The sequence below is a fragment of the Sphingobacterium corticis genome, from assembly GCF_042684745.1.
GTDB lineage: Bacteria > Bacteroidota > Bacteroidia > Sphingobacteriales > Sphingobacteriaceae > Sphingobacterium > Sphingobacterium corticis.
The window spans coordinates 190581-216699 of sequence record NZ_JBHUMA010000003.1 but is presented as its reverse complement, the minus strand read 5'-3'; the positions used below and the strand labels follow the sequence as shown (position 1 = coordinate 216699).

The window sequence follows — 26119 nt, the reverse complement described above, 5'->3', positions numbered from 1 at the left end:
AAAAAAATGGCTTCCATTCAAAAAAGGAACATTATTTGCTCTTTCACGATAGAATACAAAAATTATGCTCATTTTTTTGCTTTAGAGACATTGGATCGCAGAATCTTGTCCAAGATTAGACTTTCTAACTTTACCAAAACATATTAAGCATCATGGTGTTTTCAACATAATATTAACATATATACACTTTTATTTTGAACAGATTCGGAAAAATTGCGCTGAAGACTCTCTTGTGGATCATCGGTTCTGTCATCTTTCTGGTGCTATTAATTATTATCCTGATTCGTATACCATCGGTACAAAACTTTGTGGTGGGTAAAGTAACTAATTACGTAGAGGGAAAAATTGGCACTCCGGTACGCATTGGATACATCAATATTGCTTTTCCCAAAAAGTTGGTATTGGAGAATATCTATTTTGAAGATCAATCGCGAGATACTTTGCTTTCTGGAGAAAGTATTTTGGTTGACATCAACATGTGGCGTCTGCTAGATAACACGGTAGAATTAAATGAACTGGAGGTAAAAGGTGTAACTGCAAAAATCAATAGAACGTTGCCCGACAGCACGTTCAACTTCGATTACATCGTAAATGCTTTTGCTTCTCCAGAAACGCAACCAAAACAAGAGGAAACCGAATCGACGATGGTTTTTGATCTCGATAAAGTGTTGTTTGAAAGGATTCGTTTTGTGTATGATGACCAAACGATAGGAACAGCTGCCGAACTAAACCTAAATCATTTCAGCACTAGAATCAAAAAGTTCGATTTGAGTGGCGATATGGCCTTCGAAATTCCAACGATAAATCTAGACGGCGTAGATGCCACCATCCGCCAATGGGCAGTAGCCGATAGCACGGATGTACCGGATGCGAGTGATTTCGGCATCGCCACCGCGGATACATCTGCAAGCGCAGCTATGCCAGCATTGGCTATCAACACCTTGAACTTAAGTAACATTCGAATAAAATACGATGATGCTGCTTCTGGCATGGACACTAAATTTGATCTCAAAAAATTCATTGCGAACATTGATGAGATGGATTTGAACAAAGAAGTTGTACGTATAAAAGATGTCACTTTAGAAGAATCCGATTCGTATGTGCTGTTTGGAAAGGTAACAAACCCTACTCCATCCGCACAACCCACCCCTGCCGACACCACCGCAACCGAGGCACAGCCGATGAACTGGGTGGTTACCTTGGGAAAACTAAACGTTGAAAAAACGAACTTTTGGTTTAAAGACGAAAATCAGCCAAGAACAAAAGGTCTGGATTTCTTCAACATGCGATTATCGAACTTCGAAACCGATCTTCAGGATTTGTATTATTCGGCAGATTCCATTTCCGGATCATTGAAAAATCTAACGGTAAGAGATCATTCTGGATTTTTGCTGAAGCAATTGAAAGCCGATTTTGCTTACCATAATACGGGTGCGCTGATTGAAAACCTACATGCCGAAACGTCAAAAAGTTTAATTCGCGATTACGTCAAAGTGAGTTATCCTTCCTTAGACGCACTTTCTAATGATCTGAATGCCGTACGAATTGAGGCAAATATCAAGAAAAGTCATATCGATATGTCGGATCTTCGCTTTCTAGCACCAGATCTAGAGAAGGAAGAGTCAATGCGGCCGTTATTAAATAAGAAGTTCTATATCGATGGACGCGTTTATGGACGTGTAAACGATCTTCACATTCCAAACTTCGAGTTTAAAACGCTGGATAATACACACATGCTGGCAAAGGCACACATTAAAGGTTTGCCAGATATGGAAAAATTGTATGTGGATTTAGATTTGCGAAAATTCACGACTGGCCGTCGCGATATCGAGCGACTAGTAGCGCCGTCTATGTTGCCGGACAGCATCCAATTGCCAAGATCGATCAGTCTGAACGGAACTTTTAAAGGCGGTATGAAAGCCTTCGCGACTAAGTTAGATCTGATTACAGAGCAAGGTAATGCTAGCGTAAACGGTAACATGCGCATGGCACGTGATACGACGTACGATATGCGGGTGGCGATTAAGGATTTGAATATTGGTCAGATTTTAAATCAAGATTCGGTATTAGGAATCATCGCTGCACAAGCAGAGGTAAAAGGAACTGGTTTGGATCCGAAAACCATGCAAGCTCAAGTAAAAGGCGCCATCAACCGCGTGGATGCTATGGGTTACTCCTACCGTGATATCACTATGGATTTGGTATCTGATCGCGGGGATATTCGTGGAAACGTTCATAGTCCAGATCCAAATATTCGTTTTGATTTGGATTTAGACGCGAACATGCACGATACCTACCCTCGATTGACTGCAACTCTAATGGTGGACAGTGTAAACCTTCAAAAGCTTAAGCTGATGAATGAGGATTTCCGCTATCATGGACGCGTCGTTGCCGATTTCGAAACCTTGGATTTGGACTATCTTAATGGTTCGTTGAAAGTGTTAAACTCGAATATCGCTTATCACAACGAGCGCTATCTACTCGACACATTGGCGCTAACTGCAGTAGCGGATGGCGAACGAAATAAGATTTTATTTAATTCGGAATTTCTAAACGCTCACTTGGTGGGTAACTACAAAATAAGTGAACTAGGAACATCCATTCAAGATATCGTTCGGGTTTATTACAACCCAACAAACACCATCGATACGACATCCTACTCGCCACAACGATTCGAATTCAGCGCGCGGGTAAATCATTCGCGCATTATTCGAGAAATGGTTCCGGAATTGGAGGAAATGCGTGACATTACAATGGATGGTACTTTCGATAGCGAAACAAAAACATTAATTGCAAAAATCCTTGCTCCAAAGCTAATTTATGCGGGAAACGAGGTAGAGAACGTAGGCGCAGATATCATCACAGTGGATAGCACGATGTACTATAACGCGTTGATTAACCGTATTGCTGCAAGTGGAGTTGAATTGATTAATACCGTAATAAGTGGTGATGTGGTCCAAAATAACGTAAAATTTGGACTTTGGATTCGAGATAAAGCTAGCAAACCGCAGTATCATCTTGGCGCAAAAATGAGCGCCGAAAACAACAATTTTGTGTTGAGTATGCTTGAAGACGGCCTAATGCTAAACTACGAAAACTGGAACGTCATGCCGAACAATCGTATTGCTTTTGGTGACGCAGGTGTATTGGTTCGCGACTTTATGCTAAGCAATAATGGGCAAGAGCTATCTATACAATCGCAAGATTCTACATTTAATGCACCGATTGCAGTAAACTTCAATGACTTCCGTATAGAAACTCTGAGTAGAATGCTCGACTCGGAAACGCTTGATGTAGGCGGTGGTATCAACGGGTCAGCTACTGTTTCCCGTCTAGAAAGTAGTCCAGTTTTCGTTTCGGACTTAACAATCAATGAATTTAGCTTCGCTAAACAACAAGTAGGCGACATCAGCATCAAAGTAAATAATGAACAGGAAAATACCTTCGCTGCAGACATTGGCATAACCGGTAATGGCAATGAAGTACAGTTGTTGGGAACATTTACATCGCCTCCTGAAGGTGATGCGCAAATTAATGCGAGTTTAGAGTTGAAACCAATGATGATGAAAACTTTAGAAGCATTCAGTTTGGGCAACCTAAAAGATACTGAAGGTGATATCACCGGAAAAATTAATATTACTGGCACTACTGCAACTCCACAAATCAGTGGTGGTCTTACATTCAATAATAGCAAAATGAATGTGGCGATGCTCAACTCCACCATGTTGATCAACAACCAAACGATCTCATTCAATGATCAGGGAATTCGTTTTAGACAATTTGAAATTCGCGATGCGAAAAACAATACGGCTCGTATAGATGGTCGAGTGTTGACGAAAGATTATAGCGACTTCGGTTTCAACTTAAGTCTAGCGATGGACGATTTCGAAGCGATGAACTCCACGTCGGAAGATAACGAGATGTTCTATGGACAAATGTATTTAACCACGAATTTGCGCGTAACTGGCGACATGAATAGCCCGCGCGTAGATGGTAGCATCCGCACAAACGATAGAACCGATTTTTATTTTGTAGTTCCGAATGAGAACCCAGGAGTTGCGGAGCGTGATGGCGTCGTGAAGTTTGTGAATCGCAGCGACAGCGCTGGGCGCAACGTATTCGCACAACTTGATTCCATGACCACCGTACCAACTGTGCTTACAGGAATGGATATTAGTTTGAAATTGCAAACAGATCCAGAAGCTCGCTTCACGGTAGTCTTAGATCCTGGAACTAAGGACGAGTTGCACATACAAGGTATTGCAGAATTGACCGCAGGGATCGATGCGAGTGAAAAAATCACCATGTCTGGAACATATACTATTGAAAAAGGAGAATATACCGTTCCGTTAGGCCCACTTTCTAGACGTTTTACATTCCAAAAAGGAAGTGTTATCACTTGGGGTGGTGATCCGCTCGATGCAAACTTAAGTATTACCGCCGTGTATAGGAACCGCTTCCCGACGCTTGAGTTAGTACAATCGCAAATTAATCCGCAGTCACAAAACTTGTACCGCCAACGTATACCGTTTAACGTATTATTGAAATTGTCCGGTGCGTTATTCACACCTAATTTAGGCTTCGATATCGAATTGGATGAAAGCTCATCAGTGGTACCACAAGATGTGACGAATAACGTTAATATCGCACTATCAAATATGCGTAACGACCCAGCAGAACTAAACAAGCAAGTATTCTCGTTGATCGCTTTAGGCAGGTTTATGTCGGCTAATCCGTTCGAAAGTTTATCCGGTGGCGGAGGTGTTGAAGGCGCGGCAAGAAGCACCGTCAGTAATTTCTTGACCGGACAACTTAACAACTTAACGTCTGATTTAATCCGTGGAGTCGATATCGATTTCAATTTACAATCCGAGCAAGATTACCTAACTGGTAGCGCGCAAAATCGTACGGATCTGAATGTGGGTATTTCCAGAGCATTATTCAACGACCGCATAAAGGTAACTGTAGGTTCGAACTTCGAAGTCGAAGGAAATTCAAGACCAGGTGAGAAAGCGTCCAACATTGCAGGCGATGTTTCTATTGAAGGACGTATTTCTGCGGACGGACGTTATGTGGGACGGGTATATAGAAACAATCAATATCAGCCTACGCTACAAGGTCAATTCATCGAAACGGGTATTGGTTTAGTTGCGAACATGACGTACGATAAATTCCGCGAAATATTCATGAGTTCGCGCGCAGCAGACAGGTACTACGATACGGACAATCCAAACTTCCGCCGACGTTTTGATTTAGATAGAATAGAAACAGATTCAGTGTATAGGGATAGCGTAAGAACGCTGATACAGGATAGTCTTGAACGTCGACAGAATAGACAACTCCGTCGCCAGTCATCGGCTGGAGGCCAACGTTCAAGAAGAGACTCTGCACAAAACAATGGCGTAACCAACTTCGGAACAAGGGAGCGCAACAAAAGAGATTCAGTAAAAAGAAAAGAAAATACAGCCATAAGAAATGAGGAAGAAGAAAGGGGGTCTAATGAAAAATAATCCAAGGCTATATACCGGCATGTTATTGCTGTTACTTGCAGGCTGTAATGCAACGAAGCACATTGCCGATGGTGAACATCTTTTTGAGGAAGCTACGGTTAATATTCAAAATGACACGCTCGACAAAGACCGCAAGGAGCTATTCGAAAGCAGACTTCAAAGCTTCGTTCGACCGGAACCAACATCGAAGCTTAAAGTAGCTTTGTGGAATATGGGCGGAGGTCCAGATACCACAGTTGGTTTCATCAAGCGTTTTATCAAACGACAAGGAAAACCGCCGGTTCTATTGAGCGAGGTTAATCAAGAATATAATGAGAACCTACTGCGCAACAGACTGGAGAATTTCGGTTTCTTTCAAGCCGAAGTTACCTCTGATACTATCATTGACGGAAAAAAAGCGACCGTTCAATTCGACGCACTTCCTGGGCCGGGTTACAAAATTAGAGAGGTTTCTTTTGATGTGGACACGACCAAGCAATGGGGGCGCGACGTGGCAAGTTCACAAGCAAACACCCTACTCCGCAAGGGGAACAACTATAATTTGGATGTTGTAATCAATGAAAGAGAACGCATTGATGTGGATATGAAAAATAAAGGCTACTATTACTTTAATGCAGACAACCTATTGCTAGATGTAGATAGTACAGTAGGGCAACATCAGGTCGACATGTACATGACGGTGAAACCCGAAACTGCGGAACGTGCTAAGCAGCCGCAGCGCATCGGAAAAATTGTTGTATTCCCAGATTACAAACAGACTGCCGATGGGTACACACGTCGAATCCCTCGCGGAACCGAAGCGTACCAAAATGACTATTACATTTACGACCCTAACCAAAAGTTCCGTAAAAAAGTATTAGCTAATCATCTCTTTTTCCATAAAGGCGAAATGTATAATCGAGAGGATCACAACATGACGATCAATCATTTGGTGAATCTCAACACCTTCCAATTTGTGAAAAACGATTTTGTGGATAGTAAGGATTCAGCAAACACGATGGATGTGTACTATTACCTCACTCCTATGAAACCCCGTACGCTTAGAACGGAATTAATTGCGAAGACAGCAACCGTGTACGACGGTATTGAAGGGAATGTAAACTGGAGTCTGAAAAATGCGTTCAAAGGTTTTGAAACGCTTACGCTTAGTGCTTTTGCCGGATTTGAAACGCAGTCTGGAGGTGGAGTTGCATTAAACTCAAACTTTATTAGATATGGTGCAGAAGCGGCTATTAGCTGGCCGCGTTTACTCTCTCCTTATAAATGGGCGCCATCTCGAAAATATATTCCACGCACCTTTACTAGTTTGCGTTACGAATTTTTAGATCGTCGAACAGCTTATACACTGAGTTCCCTTACTTACAATTTTGGCTATTCATGGAAAGAAAATGAACGCAAAATCCATGATTTGACCGTAGCGGAGATCATCTATGCACAACCGAGAAACATTACTCCGGAATATCAAGCACTTATCAATAACTTCCCTACACTTGGCCATATTATCGAGCCGCAGTTCTCCTTTGGACCGAACTATGTGTATACCTTCCAAAATAATATGGAAGATCGTACTCATACCTATTTCGTTCGCAGCGCGCTAAATACGTCTGGTAATGTATTGGGTTTGATTCAAGGTGCTGATGCGTCCGCAGATAGCCCAGAGTTTTTATTTGGAACCAGATATGCTCAATTTGTGCGTGGTGAGGCAGACTTCAGACATTATTGGAAGCTTACACCGAAAACAACATTTGTAACCCGTGCTATGATTGGCCTCAGTCATTCGTACGGTAACTCAAGACAGCTACCATATTTGAAACAATTCTTTTCAGGTGGTCCTAATGGTATGCGCGCTTTTCGCGCGCGTTCGGTCGGTCCAGGTTTAACAAATGTGGCTGATTTGGGAATTGATGAATTTTTCGCTGACCAAACGGGTGATTTTAAGGTAGAACTTAATGCAGAATACCGCGCACCAATCTCTGGGATCTTTCAATGGGCAGCGTTCGTCGATGCCGGTAACATTTGGTTACAACGAGCAGATCCATCTAGACCCGGAGCCGAAATAACGAGTAAATTTTACGAACAGTTGGCAGTAGGTGGCGGTTTGGGTTTACGTGTCGATATTGACTTTTTAGTGATCCGTACCGACTTCGCTATTCCTTTCCGCCAACCCCACGTGCGAACAAACAACGGTTGGGTATTTAACGCGATAGATTTCGGAGATCGAGATTGGAGAAGTAAAAACTTGGTTTTCAACTTAGCAATTGGTTATCCATTTTAACACTTATGCCGTCTAGGTTATTTTATGTAACTTTAAATGAATCAATAATCCGCTAAGCTATGAAAGTAACTGTAGTTGGTGCAGGCGCCGTGGGTGCGACGACTGCCGATAATATTATTCGAAGAAACATTGCTCAAGAACTCGTTCTGCTCGACATCAAAGAAGGTTTTGCCGAAGGCAAAGCACAAGATATGTCACAAACAGCAGCATTGTTGGGTTTCGAATCAAAGATTAATGGCGTAACAAATGACTACCTAGCTACGGCAGGATCGGCGGTTGCTGTAATAACTTCGGGTATCCCACGTAAACCTGGAATGACGCGTGAAGAATTAATTGGCACTAATGCCAACATTGTTAAAACTGTGCTAGAAAACCTGGTTAAACACTCACCAGACATCATTATCTTGATTGTTTCGAACCCGATGGATACAATGACTTATTTAGCGTTAAAATCAAGTGGATTGCCCAAAAACCGTATTATCGGCATGGGTGGCGCATTGGATTCGGCGCGATTTAAATATCAAATCAGTCAGAAACTAAACGCCGCTGCAACAGATCTCAACGCAATCGTGATTGGCGGGCACGGCGACACCACCATGATTCCACTGATTAAACATGCGACATGGAATAGCGTGCGCGTTAGCGACTTTCTATCGGAGGACGAAGAAGCGGATATTGTGCAAAAAACGATGGTCGGTGGAGCTACCTTGACTAGTTTAATTGGTACATCCGCTTGGTATGCGCCTGGAGCTGCTGCTGCCGCGATGGTTGAAAGTATTGTACGCAATCAAGGAAAGCTATTTACGGCCTCCGTGCTTTTAGAAGGTGAATTCGGACATGATGATATCGCTTTAGGCGTCCCTGTTATCATTAACAGCAAAGGATGGGATCGTATTATCCCGCTGGATTTATCTCCAGAAGAAGAAGAGTTACTAGCAAATAGTGCAACTGCGGTTCGCAAAATGAATCAAGTACTTTCCGACGAAGGAATTATTTAACACAACAAAGTTTTAAGAATAACTCGGCGCTGTTTTACAGCGCCTTTCTAATATCCATACATGACTAAAATACCTTTGGAAATTATTGCCTTGCAACCTGACGGTTTCCACGTACTTGTAGAAGTACAATTGCTGGAGTGCACCTTTAAAATGGTGGTGGACACCGGCGCCTCGAAAACCGTTTTGGACAAGGAAACATTATTAGCTTCCGGCATTGATGAATCCGCCCTGCAATCGACCAATGTACTATCCTCTGGCTTGGGAACCAATGCCATGGAAAGCTATTTCGTACATATTCCTTCCATGCGTATGTTGAACTGGGAAATAAACACATATGATTTTGCCGTACTGGATTTAAGCAGCATTAATTACGCGTATCGTCAGATGGAAATTGAGCCTGTCGTTGGTGTTTTAGGTGGAGATATCTTGCAAGCTTATGGCGCTGTGATCAATTACAGAACTAGCACTATGCAACTGACAAACCGTAAGCGCAGCACCAAAACGAAAAGGAAAATAACGTTGGACGAGGTTAATGTGGTCGATAACGTTTGAACAACCGACGCTTAATGTGCAAGCGCAAATACAGGTAGAATCCGAGCGAGATCAATACCGCGCAGGTTCCCATAATATACAGCGTGTTCTTCAATCCGGCAACTTCAGCAATACTACCAATCAGCAAACTTCCGACCGGAAAAATGCCTTGCACCGCCATCACATAATAGGACATCGCACGTGCCCGATAAGCCGGCATAGCGTGGGTTTGGATATAGGTGTTGATGGAAGAATTTTGCATCATCATACCGAAAGCCACGCAGGAAGTGAAAGCTAGTGCGGATGGCAAATAATGCGCATAAGCGAGAAACAGGAGCGCCACACCCATAATTCCTGCAGAGAACATGACGCGATAACGCAAGTTCTGCCCAGATTTTAATCGCGCCATATTTACAGCTCCAATCATCGCTCCTAAACCAGCCATACTCTCAAACCAAGAGAAGGTAGATTCGTCGCCATTAAATAGCTCACGAGCCACCGCAGGAAGCAACGATGTATATGGTATCACTAATAAGCTCGAACAAGTAAGCACAATGATCAGCGAAGCGATATGCGGCGATCTTTTCAAATAGTGAAATCCTTCCACCAATCCTTGCCAATTACTGCCTTTCCGTGGCGGCATTGCCCGTTCCGTCACGCGCATCAGCATCAAGCAAATGATCACCGGAATGAAGCTAATGAAATTCAACCCAAAGCAAAATAATTCCCCATACGTACTAAGTAGTATGCCACCAATTGCAGGACCAACCATCCGCGCAGCATTGAATATGGATGAATTTAAGGCGATCGCATTAGGCAAATCTTTCCGATCATCCACCAACGACACCATTAACGATTGCCGACCAAGCACATCAAAAACATTGACTAACCCCTGAATAAAGCCCAAAACGGAAAGCAAAAGAACAGATTGTTGTTCCAAATAAACCAACAATGTTAGCAACCCAGCTTGTAACATCAGCCCGAACTGTGTCCGTCGAACAAGATCATACTTCTTTCGCTTATCGATAACAGAACCAATAAATGGCGCTAAAAATAATGATGGGGATAAGGAGATAAAAGATACAAAGCCCAACCAAAAGACGGACTCCGTCATAGAATAAACCATCCAACTGATTGCCACACGTTGCATCCATGTACCCATCAAAGAAATAGACTGACCGATCACATGCAGTCGGAAATTAGGGTATTGGAGGGATCTAAAAATATTCATGTATACGTGTGAACTCCGAATTTAAGGATTAGCTTTCATTCTTTGTATTTTTTATAGTTAACTTTGGAACAACTAACGAGACGGTTAGTTTTCTATAAGTATAACAGTCTAAAAATCAAGACATCGAATATGAAGTTTTTTATCGACACGGCTAATCTGGCTCAAATCAAAGAAGCTCAAGATTTAGGCGTTTTGGATGGCGTAACAACCAATCCAAGCCTGATGGCGAAAGAAGGAATTTCCGGACAGGAAAACATTATTAACCACTACAAAGCAATTTGTGAGATCGTTGACGGCGACGTTAGTGCAGAAGTTATCGCAACAACGTATGCAGAAATGATCGAAGAAGGTGAAGCTTTAGCAGCCTTGGACAGCAAGATCGTGGTGAAAGTTCCCATGATTAAAGATGGTATCAAAGCGATAAAATACTTCAGCAGCAAAGGTATCAAAACGAACTGCACATTGGTATTTTCTGCGGGTCAAGCTTTACTTGCGGCGAAGGCTGGAGCGACATATGTGTCTCCATTTATCGGTCGTTTGGATGACATTTCCGTAGATGGTTTAGCGCTTATTGAAGAGATCAGACTGATCTATGACAACTACGGTTTTCAAACACAAATCTTGGCCGCATCAGTACGTCACAGTGCACACATTTTAGGTTGTGCGAAGATCGGGGCCGACGTGATGACTGGCCCTCTATCGGCGATCGTTTCTTTGTTGAAACATCCATTAACTGATAGCGGACTTGCTCAATTTTTAGCGGATCATAGCAAGGCAGCCGGACAGTAAAAACCCGAGCGTTGTTGACCGATATTTGACGGCTCAAAAAGCCTCCATTACGTATCGTAATGGAGGCTTTTTTTTACCCCTACAATTGCTTAATTTTACAGGATATGAAAGAGGATTTGAAAGGCGTATCTGGCCATAGCGATACCGAAGGATTCAAGGCACTTCTTCGTGAAAACAACTTGAAAGTGACGCAACCGCGCTTGCGTGTTTTGGAAATCATATCCGAAAAAGACACCGCAATTTCACAACCGGAGTTGGAGAAGATGCTCGGAAAAGAAACTGACAGAGTGACATTATATCGCATCTTAGCAAGTTTTGAGGAGAAGGGGATTTTACATAAGGTTTTTGATTTGCATGGTACAGCAACGTACGCAACCTGTTCGCAAGATTGTACAGCACACAAGCACGAAGATCAACACATCCATTTCATTTGTTCGAACTGTAATAGCGTAACCTGCCTTGACGAAACAGCTATTCCAAACATTAAAGTCCCTGCAAATTTCACGTTGCAATCCGTCGCTATAAACGCAGTCGGCCTTTGCGACAAGTGCCATCTGTAAAATTCATCAATCGATATTTACAGAACCAATAACTGCAAAAATAAAGCCCGACCTAGTCGGGCTAATTTTTTATCAAAAATTTCATAAAACACTAAACTATAAACATTTTGTGAAATTAATCAGCAAATTGACTTTAGGTAAAATATTTTAGCAAAACACACTTTTTCAGTACTGAAAACAGCAAACACTTCACAATGTATTTAACCACACTTTATGTTTTAGCAAAATGAATTTATAAATCTTATTTTCAGCACTTTTAATAAGCTAAAATAAACTTTAAAATTACCTATTGATTTTCTCCACCGCTCTCCCCTGCTAACCTTGCTTTTCCCATCGAAAAAAGGTATCTTCGAATAGATGCGATAACCAAAATTTGAAAATTTCTATTGCATCACACGTTACAACATCAAACTCAATAATGATGAAGAATAAAACAGACAAAGTGTATAAAGACGTTTTTGTAAAACTGATCGCAGAAGTTTTTGAGAAGAACGGAAACAAAGCACTAAACTATAAACAAGTCGCTGCAAAACTGCATTTGGACGACGCCGAAGCAAAGCAAGCTGTTAAAGACATTCTGTCAGACAACAATAAAGATGGATTATTCATTTCGCCTGATCGTGGCAAATACAAATTGAGAGCGCTAAAGGTTTATGTCAATGGAAAAGTAGACATGACCGCAGACGGATCAGCATTCATCGTTCCGGAAGATTCGCAAGATGGAGACATCTATGTAGCACCGAGAAAGCTTCGCCAGGCACTACATGGTGACATGGTAAAAGTTCACGTTTTCGAACGAAAAAGCGGACGCAAAAAAGAGGGTGAAGTAGTGGAGATTTTACAGCGTGCAAAAACCGATTTTACCGGAACCTTGGACATCGCAGGAAGCTTTGCTTTCTTCGTTGCCGACGACCGAAAAATGCACCACGACATCTTCATCCCCTTGGACAATTTGAACGGCGCGAAGAACGGCGAAAAGGTGGTGGTCTCGATTTTGGAATGGCCGCGCAGCGCGAAGAATCCAATTGGAAAAGTCAAGAATATTTTGGGCAAAAAAGGAGAGAATAATACCGAGATGAATGCCATCTTAGCCGACTTCGGATTTCCCCTTTCCTTCCCACAAAATGTCGAAGATGAATCCAACAACATATCGTCGGAAATAACGAAAGATGAGATTACAAAACGTCGAGATTTCCGAAGTAAAATTACTTTCACCATCGACCCTGCAGATGCGAAAGATTTTGACGACGCGATCTCTTTTGAGCGTTTGGAAAATGGCAATTACGAGATCGGGGTTCACATCGCCGATGTTTCGCATTACGTGATTCCGGATTCCGCTTTAGATAAGGAAGCATTCGACCGCGGAACATCCGTTTACCTTGTCGACCGCGTTATCCCAATGCTTCCTGAACGTTTGTCGAACAACTTATGTTCACTCCGCCCAAATGAAGATAAACTCTGTTTCTCTGCTGTATTCGAACTTAATGATCAAGCCCAAATTCAATCAGAATGGTTCGGCAGAACGGTCATTCATTCCGATCGTCGATTTACCTACGAAGAGGCACAAGAAGTGATTGAAAATAAAGCCGGCGATTTTTCCGAGGAAATACTAAAGCTAAATGAACTTGCCTACATCCTTCGGGAGAAGAAATTTAAAAGTGGCGCAATTAGCTTTGAATCGGAGGAAGTCAAATTTCATTTGGATGAAGACGGAAAACCGACGGGCGTCTACACAAAAGTGCGTAAAGACGCGCATAAGTTGATCGAGGATTTCATGCTACTAGCGAACCGACGCGTTGCAGAATACATTGGCAAACAAGGAAAGGGCAAAAACAAACCAACTTTCGTTTATCGCTTTCACGACGTTCCAAAACCGGATGCCCTAGCGTCATTCTCCCAATTCGCATCCCGTTTCGGGCACAAGATGAATACGCGCACCGACAAAGAAACAGCCAAGTCGTTAAACGCTTTAATGACGAAAATTGAAGGACAGAAAGAACAGAACATCTTAACGTCACTTGCTGTGCGCTCGATGGCAAAAGCCATATACACCACCAAGCATACTTCGCATTATGGCTTGGCTTTCGATTATTATACGCACTTCACGTCTCCCATTCGTCGATATCCTGATGTGATGGTTCACCGACTTCTACAATTTTATTTGGACGGAGGCGATAAGGTAAATCCGGAGCACTACGAGAAGCTTTGCGAGCATAGCTCACAGATGGAGAAGAAAGCCGCAGAAGCAGAACGCGCGTCTATTAAATACAAACAAGCGGAATTTTTGCAAGATCAAATCGGCGCGGAATATACTGGTTTAATATCGGGAGTTACCGAATGGGGTATGTATGTAGAAATTGAATCCAACAAGTGCGAAGGAATGGTGCGCTTGCGCGACATCAATGACGATTTCTACACCTTGGATGAAAAGAACTACGCGATTATTGGACAACGCAAGAAAAAGGTTTATCAATTAGGCGACGAAGTGCAAATTAAAGTGAAAAAAGTAGATCTGGAGAAACGTCAGATTGATTTCACGTTGATTAGTTAGTTTTTGATTAAACACAAAAAAGCCGGATCCAAAAAATCCGGCTTTCTTGTAATTAATACTGAAAACTCAGCACAGTAGGTGTTGCGTTAGGCACAATATCCGCAGATTGCTCAACAATCACTTTTCCACCTTGTTCAATTTTATAAACCAGTTTGAATGGCACAGAGTACGCTGCCGCGCCGATCTGAACAGTAGCTGCGAGATATGATGACTCACTTTCAAATACACCAGTCTTACCTCCAGCAAAATATTCTCTGTTTAACTCGTAAATGGATTTTCCCGAAACACCAGACGCTCCATTAACTTTCCACAATGTTGGACCTTGAGCAGTTGAACCAATCACAGTTGCAGACATTGAACTACCTTCTTCACCCGTGTAACCTTCAGCCGTCACTGTCACTTTCAAAACACCTTTATTTGACACGGAATCATCATCCTTAGAACATCCAACGAATGCCAATGTCACCAACGCCAATATAAGGGCGGAAATCCATTTTGTTTTCATAGTTTTTAATAGATAAATAGTAATGTTTTTAATAGTTACGCATTTGACAAACGATATGCCAAAACTTTGCAAAAATAACAAAATAATCAATCGTTTGCTATGACCACTATTTTTAAAGCATAAAATCGACTGAATTACGAACCTTTATTATTACCCTAAAGCCGATACGTATCAAAACGCATCATAAATTTATTCCGTTAACTATTTAATATTCAAAAGGGAATAAGTATCTTTGCGGACTTTAAAAAAATTAATTTTAAACAAAAACAGGTAAATGCCTACTATTCAACAATTAGTTAGAAAAGGTAGAGTAGCTCTGGTTGACAAGAGTAAGTCGCCAGCGTTGGACTCATGTCCACAGCGAAGAGGTGTATGTACACGTGTATATACTACTACCCCTAAAAAACCAAACTCAGCAATGCGTAAAGTCGCTCGTGTACGTCTTACAAACGGTAAAGAGGTGAATGCCTACATTCCGGGAGAAGGACACAACTTGCAAGAGCACTCGATCGTGTTAATCCGCGGTGGTCGTGTGAAAGATTTACCAGGTGTACGTTACCACATCATCCGTGGTGCGTTAGATACATCAGGTGTAGCTGGTCGTAACCAACGTCGTTCTAAATACGGAACAAAACGTCCTAAACCAGGACAAGCAGCAGCAGCTCCTGCAAAAGGCAAAAAGAAATAATTAAACGGAGGAAAATAAAATGAGAAAGTCAAAACCAAAAAAGAGAATCATTTTACCTGATCCGAAGTTTAATGACGTTCAGGTAACTCGTTTCGTAAATAACATGATGTTCGATGGTAAAAAATCTATCGCATATTCTATCTTTTACGATGCAGTAGAATTAGTAGAATCTAAAACTCAAGAGAATGGTCTTGAGGCTTGGAAAAAAGCATTAAACAACGTAATGCCAGCCGTAGAGGTTAAATCTCGTCGTGTTGGTGGTGCTAACTTCCAAGTTCCTATGGAGGTTCGTCCAGATCGTAAAATCGCTTTGGGTATGAAATGGTTAATTTCTTATGCGCGCAAACGTGGTGAAAAAACTATGTTTGAAAAATTAGCAGGAGAAATCATTTCAGCTTCTAAAGGTGAAGGTGCAGCTGTTAAGAAGAAAGAGGATACGCATAAAATGGCGGAAGCTAACAAAGCGTTCTCACACTTCAGATTCTAATCGTGAAAACAAGCAGAATCCAATAAGGTATACGCCGGCTTTGACAAACTCGAAAGAGATCGTCAAAGTCGGTGTACTTATTTAAACCATTGAACAACTTTACAGGCTTACGCCTATCGCTTTAAAATATTATGGCAAGAGATTTAAGATTAACTAGAAATATCGGTATCGCTGCCCACATCGATGCTGGTAAGACTACAACCACAGAGCGTATTCTTTACTATTCTGGGGTTAACCACAAAATCGGTGAGGTTCACGAAGGTGCATCTACCATGGACTGGATGGAGCAAGAAGCAGAGCGTGGTATCACGATCACTTCAGCAGCTACTACCGTTTTCTGGAACTACCGCAACAACAAATATCAAGTAAACGTTATCGATACACCAGGGCACGTTGACTTTACCGTAGAGGTAAACCGTTCTTTGCGCGTATTGGACGGATTGGTGTTCTTATTCTCCGCAGTAGACGGAGTAGAGCCACAGTCTGAAACTAACTGGCGCTTGGCAGATAACTACAAAGTTCCTCGTATCGGTTTCGTAAACAAAATGGACCGTTCTGGTGCTGACTTCTTAAAAGTAGTTGGTCAAGTAAAATCCATGTTAGGATCGGAAGCAGTTGCTTTGCAATTGCCAATCGGTGCGGAAGACACTTTCAAAGGTGTAGTTGATTTGATCAACAACCGTGGTATCGTATGGAACGAGCACGATAAAGGAATGACCTTTACTGAAGTGCCAATTCCTGATGATATGGTTGACGAAGTAGCAGAATACCGTGAGAAATTATTGGAAGCTGTTGCTGGTTATGATGAAACTTTGATGGAGAAATTCTTCGAAGATCCAAATTCATTGACTGAGCGCGAAATCTTAAACGCTTTGCGTGCAGCTGTTTTGGATAACTCTATCGTACCTATGGTATGTGGATCATCATTCAAAAACAAAGGTGTACAAACCATGCTAGATTTAGTAATGGAATTGTTGCCTTCGCCAATGGATTCAGAAGGTGTGAAAGGTACTCACCCTGACACTGGCGCAGAATTATTGCGTAAACCAGATGTCAACGAACCTTTCGCAGCGCTAGGATTTAAAATCGCAACTGACCCATTCGTAGGTCGTTTGTGTTTCATCCGTGCTTATTCTGGTAAATTAGATGCAGGTTCATACGTATTGAATACTCGTTCTGGTAACAAAGAACGTATCTCTCGTATCTTCCAAATGCACGCTAACAAACAAAACCCTATCCCTTTCATCGAGGCAGGTGATATCGGTGCGGTAGTTGGTTTCAAAGACATCAAAACAGGTGATACACTTTGTGATGAGAAACACCCTATCGTATTGGAATCAATGAACTTCCCTGAGCCAGTTATCGGTTTAGCTATTGAGCCTAAAACACAAGCTGACATGGATCGTTTGGGTATTGGTCTTGGTAAATTAGCAGAAGAGGATCCTACCTTCGTAGTAAACACAGACGAAGATACTGGTCAAACAGTAATCTCTGGTATGGGTGAGCTTCACTTAGAAATCTTGATCGACCGTTTGAAACGTGAGTTTAAAGTAGAGGTTAACCAAGGTGCTCCTCAAGTTTCTTACAAAGAATCTATCAACGGTACAACGGAGCACCGTGAGGTATTCAAGAAACAATCAGGTGGTCGTGGTAAATTTGCAGACATTAAAGTGGTTATCTCTCCAGCAGACGAAGATCACGATTTGTCTAAATCTCCACTTCAATTCGTTAACGAGATCGTTGGTGGTAAAATCCCGAAAGAATTTATCCCTTCTGTTCAAAAAGGATTTGAAACTTCTATGGTAAATGGTGTACTTGCGGGTTATCCATTATCAGGAATGAAAGTTCGTTTGATTGATGGTTCATTCCACGCAGTCGATTCAGATTCGCTATCTTTCGAGTTAGCAGGTCGCCAAGCTTACCGTGAGGCATTACCAAAATGTTCTCCTGTATTGATGGAGCCAATCATGAAAATCGAGGTATTGACACCAGAAGAAAACATGGGTGATGTAATGGGTGACTTGAACCGTCGTCGTGGTCAGATGCAAGGTCTTGACTCTCGTAATGGTGCGCAAGTAATCAAAGCATTAGTACCACTTTCTGAGATGTTCGGTTACGTAACTCAATTGCGTACGATTACTTCTGGACGTGCGACTTCAACGATGGAGTTTGATCACTATGCAGAAGCTCCTCGTAACGTAATGGAAGAAGTTATCGCGAAATCAAAAGGTAAATTGAAATCTGAAGATTAATTCAGACCTTAAAAATAAACCGATCGCTGGTTGTTAATAGCTCTAATCAGCGATCTTTTTAAAACAAATTAAATAATTGACAATGAGCCAAAGAATCAGAATCAAATTGAAATCTTACGATTACAACTTGGTTGACAAATCAGCTGAGAAAATCGTAAAAACGGTAAAACCTACAGGTGCAGTAGTTAGCGGACCTATTCCATTGCCTACCGAGAAAAAAATCTACACGGTTTTACGTTCACCACACGTTAACAAAAAAGCGCGCGAGCAGTTCCAATTAAGTGCTTACAAAAGACTATTGGATATCTACTCTTCAAACTCTAAAACAGTTGACGCGTTGATGAAACTTGAATTGCCTTCAGGCGTTGAAGTAGAAATCAAAGTGTGATCGATTTTCAATCTGAAAAATTTAAAAGCTTCCAGCTCAGCTGGGAGCTTTTTTCGTTTCTACCGTTTGTAATTTGCGCGATAAATACTGTATATTTATAAGAACTTATTATAAACTACGATGCAGAACTCCGAACTAACCGACGAGGAACTGCTGTCCCTGTTAAAAAATAACGACCACGCTGCGTTTGAACATATCTACCGACGCTACTGGAAGTCATTATTCAGACAGCTATACGCGAAATCTGGGAATGTGGAATTGGCCGAAGAATTGACACAAACTATTTTTGTATCAATTTGGGAACGTCGAACAAGTCTTTGTGTACAACATCTTCCATCCTACCTCGATGCCGCAGCTCGTTTCAGTTTCATCAATCATATCAGATCCATTGCAAAAGAAATACGTTACGCAGATGCACAAAAAGCCAATGAAAACAGTACGCAGGAAGCGAACAGCTTAAACACGCTAAACGTGGAGGAGATAACAAGCCAATTGCATCAGGCACTAAATCATTTACCTAAAAAAACACAGGAAGTATTTTTAATGAGTCGGATGGAATATCAACCCATCAAAAAAATTGCACAAGCCCTTCAATTGTCTGAAAAGGCCGTTGAATACCATATTACCAAATCCCTCAAAACGCTTCGCATCGCTCTGCGTGACTATCTAACTATTGGAGCGATTTTCACTTTCTACCACTTATACGAAGTTTTTTCTTTGATTTAAGAAATATTAAAATTCTTTTTAGGGGATCGGCCTAGTTCTGCTACTTAGTTATAGATGTGCCTACGAACGGTACATCACTAACCCAATAGCAGATTATAAACTGACTTCTAAAATGAGTCATCAAACTTTCAAAAAGCTTTTGCAGCGATACCTGCATGGCTCTTGTACAACGGAAGAAAAACGTATTGTTGAACGTTGGTACGATTTACTGCCCGACGAAGAGCGCCAATCCTTAGGTCAAGATGATTATGAAGCGATTGAGGAGCGTCTGTGGGAAAAGGTATCGTCGGCGACAGCCCTTTCTAGAAGGAAGTATCCAGCGAAGCGAATCACGCACTTTTGGAGTGCCGCTGCCGCAATACTTGTGCTGCCATTTTTGCTGTTTTTATTCATTAAATCGGAACGAAGTATCAAACATGTCTACAATGAAAGCCTAGATACTTTGCGGGTAGATCTTCCAGACGGATCAATCGTAAAGTTATTAGGCGGTAGCCACGTATCTTATTCTTCTGATTTTTCGCCAAGAAAAATTTCCTTACAAGGCAGTGCCTTATTTGATGTGACAACGGATAAATTGAATCCATTTCGCGTAACCCATGGATTTATGACCACGGAAGTGTTGGGGACAGAATTCTTAATTCGAGACAACGACGATACCAACGAAAGTGAAGTCATTGTCTATTCCGGAAAAGTTCAGGTTGAACAAACATGCCGAGACGTTTCTTTAACCAAAAGATTATTTACTTCCTCGGCGAAGCCCGTGCAGTTAAATACTAACGAAAAAGCCATATTCCACAAAAGACGAGAAGTCCTTGAAGCAACTATCGTAGAACAACCTAAACCTGTAATTTCCGACCGTGCTTTGTTCGAGCATGTACGCTACCGCGCCGTGAACTTAGCTATGCTTGCATCCAAACTAAGTAAAATGTATGCGTTGGATATTCAAGTAGATGCAACGCATTCCCAAACCACCTTTACCGGAAATCTAGACAATCTTGGTCTATTTGAGCAACTTGATATGATTTGCGCGGTCACATCCACGCGTTACGTTGTTCAAAATCGAAAAATTTCAATTCTGTAACCACAAACATATAAACCCATATTCTATGATTAAACACCAAAACAAACATTTACCTATTAGGATTATTTCCTATCACATTGATCTTAAACCTACAGAAAAACAAAACGGCAACACTAACCTGCCGAAAAACTAATGAGAAGATTATGAGCACAAGAAATAACTACATCAACACGAAAGCGTTGAGACGGTGGGCCATCCTCTGTAATTGGCTTCTACTCACGTTAATGGGAGCAACCAATGCGCAAGCGGTCGTTTCCTCGGATAATCCATCCGCTAAAAAAGTGACGCTTACCGAAAAACGGCTTAGCTTAAAAAAAGTCATGCAAGAAGTGGAAAAACAAACGGAGTTGCATTTCGTGTATAGCCCCTCCCTACTAGAAACCGGACGTATACTAGAATTAAAAACGACCGATTGGGTGCTAGGATCGTTACTAAACCAGATTAGTGCAGACTTAAACGTTCGGTATAAAGTCGATAAAGAAAAGATTCTTTTGATGCGTAGTGTACAAAGAACTGTTCGTGGAACGGTAGTAGATGCGGCCACAAAGGAACCTTTACAAGGTGTGAGCGTTACCGTTCAGGGAACTAATGTGAGCACGCTTACTGGTGAGAATGGTTCGTTTGAAATCACAGCCGCCGCAGGCGATGTATTGACTTTCGGTTTTATTGGCTATACGCAAAAAGATTTGCCAGCGCCAACTTCTGCAGGAAACTTCACGGTAGAATTGGTAGAATCTACCAGTAACCTCGACGAAGTCGTTGTAACGGGTTATGCCGTACAACGTCGCAAAGATTTGACAAGTGCTGTTTCTGTGGTCAACGTTTCTGAAATGAATCGTCAACCATCTGGACAGATTAATAACCAATTACAAGGACAGGCATCCGGTGTTACCGTAATTGGATCTGGACAACCTGGAAGAGAGCCACAAGTGCGTATTCGTGGTATCAACACTTTCGGAAATAACACACCGCTTTACGTGGTTGATGGAATTCCTATCCAAAATATTGTGGATTTGAACCCAAATGACATTGAGCAGATGCAAGTGTTGAAAGATGCGGGATCAGCTTCTATCTATGGAGCACGTGCAGCAAATGGTGTAATAATCATTACTACGAAGAAAGGAAAGCAAGATGGCGAAGTGCGCGTGAATTACGACATGTTCTACGGAAGTCAACGTCCAATTAGTGGTAACATTTGGGATATCGCTTCACCCATCGACAATGCACGGCTGACATTTATGGCACAACGTAATAGCGGTTTAACGGCGGGCAGCGACTTGTACGGCACCGGCGATCAGCCTCGTTTGCCAGACTACATTGCCCCACAGGGAGCCATGGAAGGTGATCCTCGCGTAAACCCTGCACTTTATAATGTGAACCCAAATTTCTTCGATAGAAATGCTGGCGATTTTTATCGCATTAATCGTGCAAACCACGCCGGAACCGACTGGGCAGATGAAATTTTTAACAATGCGCCGATCATGAGTCACAATATTGCTGTTAGTCATGGTAACGACAAAGGTGCATTCTTGTTTTCAGCGAATTATTTCGATCAACAAGGCGTGTTGAAGAATACGTTTATGAACCGCTATACGGTACGCGCCAATTCAAACTATAAAATTGGAAATCGCGTACGTATCGGAGAAAATATTACCTATTCACTACGACGCTCTCCGCAAAGCGGTGAAGGTTCATTATCTGGAGGTTTAGGTAATGATGGTATTGGCGAGTTGGACGAAGGAAATGCAATCGGTATGAGTTATAGGCAGGCGCCTATTATACCTGTACACGACATTATGGGAAATTATGCCGGAACTGCGGGTGGTGGATTGGGTAACGCAAGGAATCCGGTTGCTATGGCAGATCGTATGCGCAACAATCGAAGTCAGAATAACCGTATTATTGGTAACGTTTTTGCCGAAGCCGATTTATGGAAAAATATTACTGCACGCACTGTTTTTGGCGGTGAAATTGTTTCTGGCCATGCACAACGTTTTGTATTTCCACAATATGAAAACTTAGAAAATGAAGTCGCAAACGCCTATACGGAAAATGCCATTAATGCATGGAACTGGACGTGGACCAACACCATTAACTACAAGCAAAACTTCAATAATGTACACGACATATCCGTAGTTTTGGGTACAGAGTCTTTTCAAGAAAACTTCCGTTTTATGGAAGCAACAACGCAGGGGTATGTTTCATTCGATCGTGATTTTGTTGACTTGAGCACTGGTTTTGGTGCACAGACTGCAAGATCGGCGCGCGACGCTTCTGCGCTTTTTTCTTACATCGGTCGTGTAGATTATAACTTTAAGCAAAAATACTTGCTTGGCCTAACACTAAGACGTGACGCCTCTTCCAAATTTCTTGTAAATCAAGCAGGCTGGTTTCCTGCAATTAGTGCGGGATGGCGTGTATCCGATGAAAATTTTATGTCGGGAGCAAAAAATTGGTTAAACGACTTTAAAATTCGAGGTGGTTACGGTGTTATGGGTAATCAGCTTAATGTGAATTCGAGAAACTCGTACGATACATTTGTTGGACTACGACGTGCTTCATACTATGACATAACAGGTTCTGGAAATAGCACGGCACTAGGAATCCAACCTTTCCGTATTGGAAACCCTGATGCTCGATGGGAAAAAAATATTAATACAAACATTGGTTTCGATGCGACATTGTTTTCTCGTTTAGAATTAAACGTAGATTATTATAGCAAAACAGTCGATGACCTTCTTTATAATCCAGAACTACCTGGAACAGCAGGTAGAGCATTACAGCCATTTACGAATGTTGCTAGAATGAAAAACTCTGGTTTGGATTTAGCCATTACGGGTAATTTCGATTTGGGTTCTGACCTAAAATTGACAACAACCGGAACGCTTACTACGTATAAAAATGTTATTCAAAGCATATCCCAAAACAGTGATTATTTTGACGTAATCGGTACTCAATATCGCTACAATGGAAGTTATGTGGTTCGCAATTCGGTAGGGAATCCGATGGGATCTTTCTATGGTTATCAAGTAGATGGATTTTGGAATTCTCAAGATGAGGTAAATGCGGCAAATGCTAGAGCCAGAGAAGTTTCAGGTAACCCCGAAGCTCTTTATCAAACGGATATCGGTGTTGGACGATTTAGATACGCAGACACCAATGGTGATGGTATCGTTGATGCAGATGATAGAACCGTTTTAGGAAACCCGAACCCGACCATGAGCTACGGATTAAATTTAGGATTGACTTACAAAAACTGGGATTTCAGCGCCTTCCTTTATGGAGTTGCAGGAAATGATATCTGGAATAATGTTCGTTGGTACACCGACTTCTATTCCTCGTTCAATGGTAGTGCCAACAGCAATACTGCAGTTTACAATTCTTGGACACCAGAAAACATGAATGCAAAAGCACCCATCCAAGAACTAAACAGTTACGTAAGTACTAAAGACGTTCCTAACTCTTACTTCGTAGAACCGGGAGGCTATTTGCGTTTACGTAACGTAGCTATAGGCTACACACTTCCAGAAGCTTGGTTATCCAGAGCGAGATTGAAAACGGTACGCGTTTACGTGCAAGGTGCCAACCTATTTACGGCAACCAAGTACACGGGTCCAGATCCGGAAATATCTGGGTCAGCCGTTGCTTTTGGTATAGATCAAGGTACTTATATCACTCCGCGTCAAGTGTTGTTTGGATTGAATGTTGGGTTTTAACGATGAATGAATTATGAAAACGAAATTTTTGACAATTATACAATGGGGTTTGTTCAGCAGCATATTAATTACCGGCTGTAACAAGGACTTTCTTAACCAGCCCCCTCTAGGCGAACTAAGTGAAGAGCAACTGAGTAATAAGGTAGGCGTTAACTCTTTGTTAACGGGTACCTATTCTGCACTTGCTGCATCTCGAGACGATGATGGTTTAGGCGGCGGTGGTCCTTGGGAATCTGCGCCTGATAACTGGATTTATGGAAGCGTTGCGGGAGGCGAAGCACATAAAGGCAGCGACGGTGGTGATCAACCTGCTATCAATCAAATTGCACGATCAACCGCAGATGCAAGTAACGGATTTTTTAACAATAAATGGAAGTCAGCTTTTGAAGGCGTAAGCCGTGCTAACCAAACGCTTCGCTTCTTAGCCTTGGCTAGCGATCTTACGGATCAAGAAAAAACAGAAATTGCTGGGCAAGCAAGATTCCTTCGTGCTCACTTTTATTCGGATTTAAAAAAGATGTTTAACCAAGTACCTTGGATTGATGAAACAAGCGATAGTTATTATCAGCCAAACACAGAAGATATCTGGCCGAAAATTCAAGCTGACTTTGAGTTCGCTTACGAAAATCTTCCGGCAACTTTTAGTGAGGTAGGGAGAGTTAACAAATGGGCAGCAGGTGCGTACTTAGGAAAAACGTTGTTGTATCAAAAGAAATTTACAGAAGCTCGTACAGTTTTTACGGATGTAATCACAAATGGGGTGAACATAAAGGGCGAAAAATATGATTTGGTTCCTTTTAACAATAATTTCAATGCCGCAACTAAGAACAATGCTGAATCTGTATTTGCTATTCAAATGGTAGCAAACGATGGAACCAACTCGATCACATTTGCCAACTCGGGCGGACGTTTGAATTTTCCATACGAAAGTCCGTTCCGCTGTTGCGGGTTCTATCAACCTACTCAAGATTTAGTAAACTCTTATCGTACTAATCCGACAACTGGATTGCCATACCTAGATAACTACAATAGTACAGCCGTGAAAAGTGACATGAACATCGCCTCTGATGCGGCATTTGTACCAGATACAGCAACGGTAGATCCAAGATTGGATTGGACGGTAGGACGAAGAGGAATACCTTTCCACGACTGGGGTTTGCATCCAGGTCGTCGCTGGATACGTGAACAAGCGAGTGCCGGACCGTACAGTAACAAGAAAAATATCTATTGGCAAGCGACACAAGACACCTATTCTGACCAGAGTTCATGGGCTCCTGGCACGGCAATCAACGTGCTAGTCATCCGATTCGCCGATGTATTACTTATGGCGGCGGAAGCAGAAGCACAAAGTGGATCGCTTGATCAGGCATTAACCTATGTGAATCGTGTTCGTGCTCGCGCGGCTGATCCGCAAGGTTGGCTGTATAGATATTTGAGCAACAGTGCCCCAATGTCCGGGTTTAGCACTACGCCAGCAGCGAACTATGTTGTCAACCTGTATCCAACTGGATATTTTGCGTCGCAGGCGGTAGCACTAAAAGCTATTTATTTCGAACGTAAGCTGGAATTAGCGATGGAAGGCCACCGATTCTTTGATCTCTCGCGTTGGGGTATTCTACAAAGCAGCATGAATGCGTTTTATACTTATGAAGGTACTATAACCACGGATATTCGGGGAGCAAATGCAATTTCTAGAGCAGTTTACTATCCTATTCCGCAAAATCAAATTGATTTAAGCGTGGTTAATGGCGCAGCAACTTTAACCCAAAATCCAGGATACTAGCATAACAACTATCCACTAACTATTTTTATGAATGCAAACGGGCGGTGA

General features: G+C 42.0%; 17 protein-coding genes. 15 read left to right on the top strand and 2 right to left on the bottom strand.

Annotation, left to right across the window (positions count from 1 at the left end):
• Positions 1 to 194 precede the first annotated feature (194 nt).
• The 4 genes from ACFSQ3_RS00975 to ACFSQ3_RS00960 are packed head-to-tail and all read left to right on the top strand — an operon-like array spanning position 195 to position 9335.
• A complete protein-coding gene (locus ACFSQ3_RS00975) occupies positions 195 to 5510 on the top strand; it encodes a translocation/assembly module TamB domain-containing protein (RefSeq protein ID WP_380866707.1) in 5316 nt (1771 codons plus the stop codon).
• Positions 5476 to 7785: a translocation and assembly module lipoprotein TamL gene (tamL, locus tag ACFSQ3_RS00970; protein WP_380866705.1), complete on the top strand. Its 2310-nt coding sequence runs from the start codon at positions 5476 to 5478 to the stop codon at positions 7783 to 7785. The genes ACFSQ3_RS00975 and tamL overlap by 35 nt, the downstream gene beginning before the upstream one ends.
• Before the next feature lie 59 nt (positions 7786 to 7844).
• On the top strand, positions 7845 to 8783 hold the full coding sequence (locus ACFSQ3_RS00965; RefSeq protein ID WP_380866704.1) for a malate dehydrogenase: 939 nt from the start codon (positions 7845 to 7847) through the stop codon (positions 8781 to 8783).
• 60 nt (positions 8784 to 8843) lie between these two features.
• Complete coding sequence (locus tag ACFSQ3_RS00960) at positions 8844 to 9335, top strand: aspartyl protease family protein (protein WP_380866702.1); 492 nt, start codon at positions 8844 to 8846, stop codon at positions 9333 to 9335.
• Here ACFSQ3_RS00960 and ACFSQ3_RS00955 read toward each other — a convergent pair.
• Positions 9313 to 10545 carry an MFS transporter gene (locus ACFSQ3_RS00955; RefSeq protein ID WP_380866700.1) on the bottom strand — a complete coding sequence of 411 codons (1233 nt, stop codon included), beginning with the start codon at positions 10543 to 10545 and terminating at the stop codon, positions 9313 to 9315. The two genes, ACFSQ3_RS00960 and ACFSQ3_RS00955, sit on opposite strands and share 23 nt — an antisense overlap.
• A gap of 129 nt (positions 10546 to 10674) precedes the next feature.
• Between ACFSQ3_RS00955 and fsa the strand changes: the two genes are divergently transcribed.
• The 3 genes from fsa to rnr all read left to right on the top strand — a co-directional run bounded on the left by fsa (position 10675) and on the right by rnr (position 14445).
• Positions 10675 to 11334 (top strand): fructose-6-phosphate aldolase, encoded by a 660-nt coding sequence (gene fsa / locus ACFSQ3_RS00950; RefSeq protein WP_380866699.1) that lies wholly within the window; start codon positions 10675 to 10677, stop codon positions 11332 to 11334.
• Between the two features lie 104 nt (positions 11335 to 11438).
• Positions 11439 to 11894 carry a Fur family transcriptional regulator gene (locus tag ACFSQ3_RS00945; protein WP_380866697.1) on the top strand — a complete coding sequence of 152 codons (456 nt, stop codon included), beginning with the start codon at positions 11439 to 11441 and terminating at the stop codon, positions 11892 to 11894.
• Positions 11895 to 12315: 421 nt separating this feature from the next.
• Positions 12316 to 14445 (top strand): ribonuclease R, encoded by a 2130-nt coding sequence (gene rnr, locus ACFSQ3_RS00940; RefSeq protein WP_380866749.1) that lies wholly within the window; start codon positions 12316 to 12318, stop codon positions 14443 to 14445.
• A 52-nt stretch (positions 14446 to 14497) separates the two neighbouring features.
• Here rnr and ACFSQ3_RS00935 read toward each other — a convergent pair whose 3' ends face one another.
• Positions 14498 to 14950, bottom strand: coding sequence for a hypothetical protein (locus ACFSQ3_RS00935; protein ID WP_380866696.1), 453 nt, complete (start codon positions 14948 to 14950; stop codon positions 14498 to 14500).
• 274 nt (positions 14951 to 15224) lie between these two features.
• Between ACFSQ3_RS00935 and rpsL the strand changes: the two genes are divergently transcribed.
• The 8 genes from rpsL to ACFSQ3_RS00895 all read left to right on the top strand — a co-directional run bounded on the left by rpsL (position 15225) and on the right by ACFSQ3_RS00895 (position 26071).
• Entirely contained in the window at positions 15225 to 15638 is a 414-nt protein-coding gene (rpsL, locus tag ACFSQ3_RS00930; protein WP_002993550.1) for a 30S ribosomal protein S12, read from the top strand.
• 19 nt (positions 15639 to 15657) lie between these two features.
• Entirely contained in the window at positions 15658 to 16125 is a 468-nt protein-coding gene (gene rpsG / locus ACFSQ3_RS00925) for a 30S ribosomal protein S7 (protein WP_066753031.1), read from the top strand.
• Positions 16126 to 16256: 131 nt separating this feature from the next.
• Positions 16257 to 18377, top strand: coding sequence for an elongation factor G (gene fusA / locus ACFSQ3_RS00920; protein WP_380866694.1), 2121 nt, complete (start codon positions 16257 to 16259; stop codon positions 18375 to 18377).
• Between the two features lie 82 nt (positions 18378 to 18459).
• Entirely contained in the window at positions 18460 to 18765 is a 306-nt protein-coding gene (gene rpsJ / locus ACFSQ3_RS00915) for a 30S ribosomal protein S10 (RefSeq protein WP_066753028.1), read from the top strand.
• 120 nt (positions 18766 to 18885) lie between these two features.
• Entirely contained in the window at positions 18886 to 19491 is a 606-nt protein-coding gene (locus ACFSQ3_RS00910) for an RNA polymerase sigma factor (protein WP_380866693.1), read from the top strand.
• Between the two features lie 112 nt (positions 19492 to 19603).
• Positions 19604 to 20572: a FecR family protein gene (locus ACFSQ3_RS00905; protein ID WP_380866691.1), complete on the top strand. Its 969-nt coding sequence runs from the start codon at positions 19604 to 19606 to the stop codon at positions 20570 to 20572.
• 143 nt (positions 20573 to 20715) lie between these two features.
• Positions 20716 to 24288, top strand: coding sequence for a SusC/RagA family TonB-linked outer membrane protein (locus ACFSQ3_RS00900; protein ID WP_380866689.1), 3573 nt, complete (start codon positions 20716 to 20718; stop codon positions 24286 to 24288).
• 13 nt (positions 24289 to 24301) lie between these two features.
• Positions 24302 to 26071 carry a RagB/SusD family nutrient uptake outer membrane protein gene (locus ACFSQ3_RS00895; protein WP_380866688.1) on the top strand — a complete coding sequence of 590 codons (1770 nt, stop codon included), beginning with the start codon at positions 24302 to 24304 and terminating at the stop codon, positions 26069 to 26071.
• The last annotated feature ends 48 nt before the right edge of the window (positions 26072 to 26119 follow it).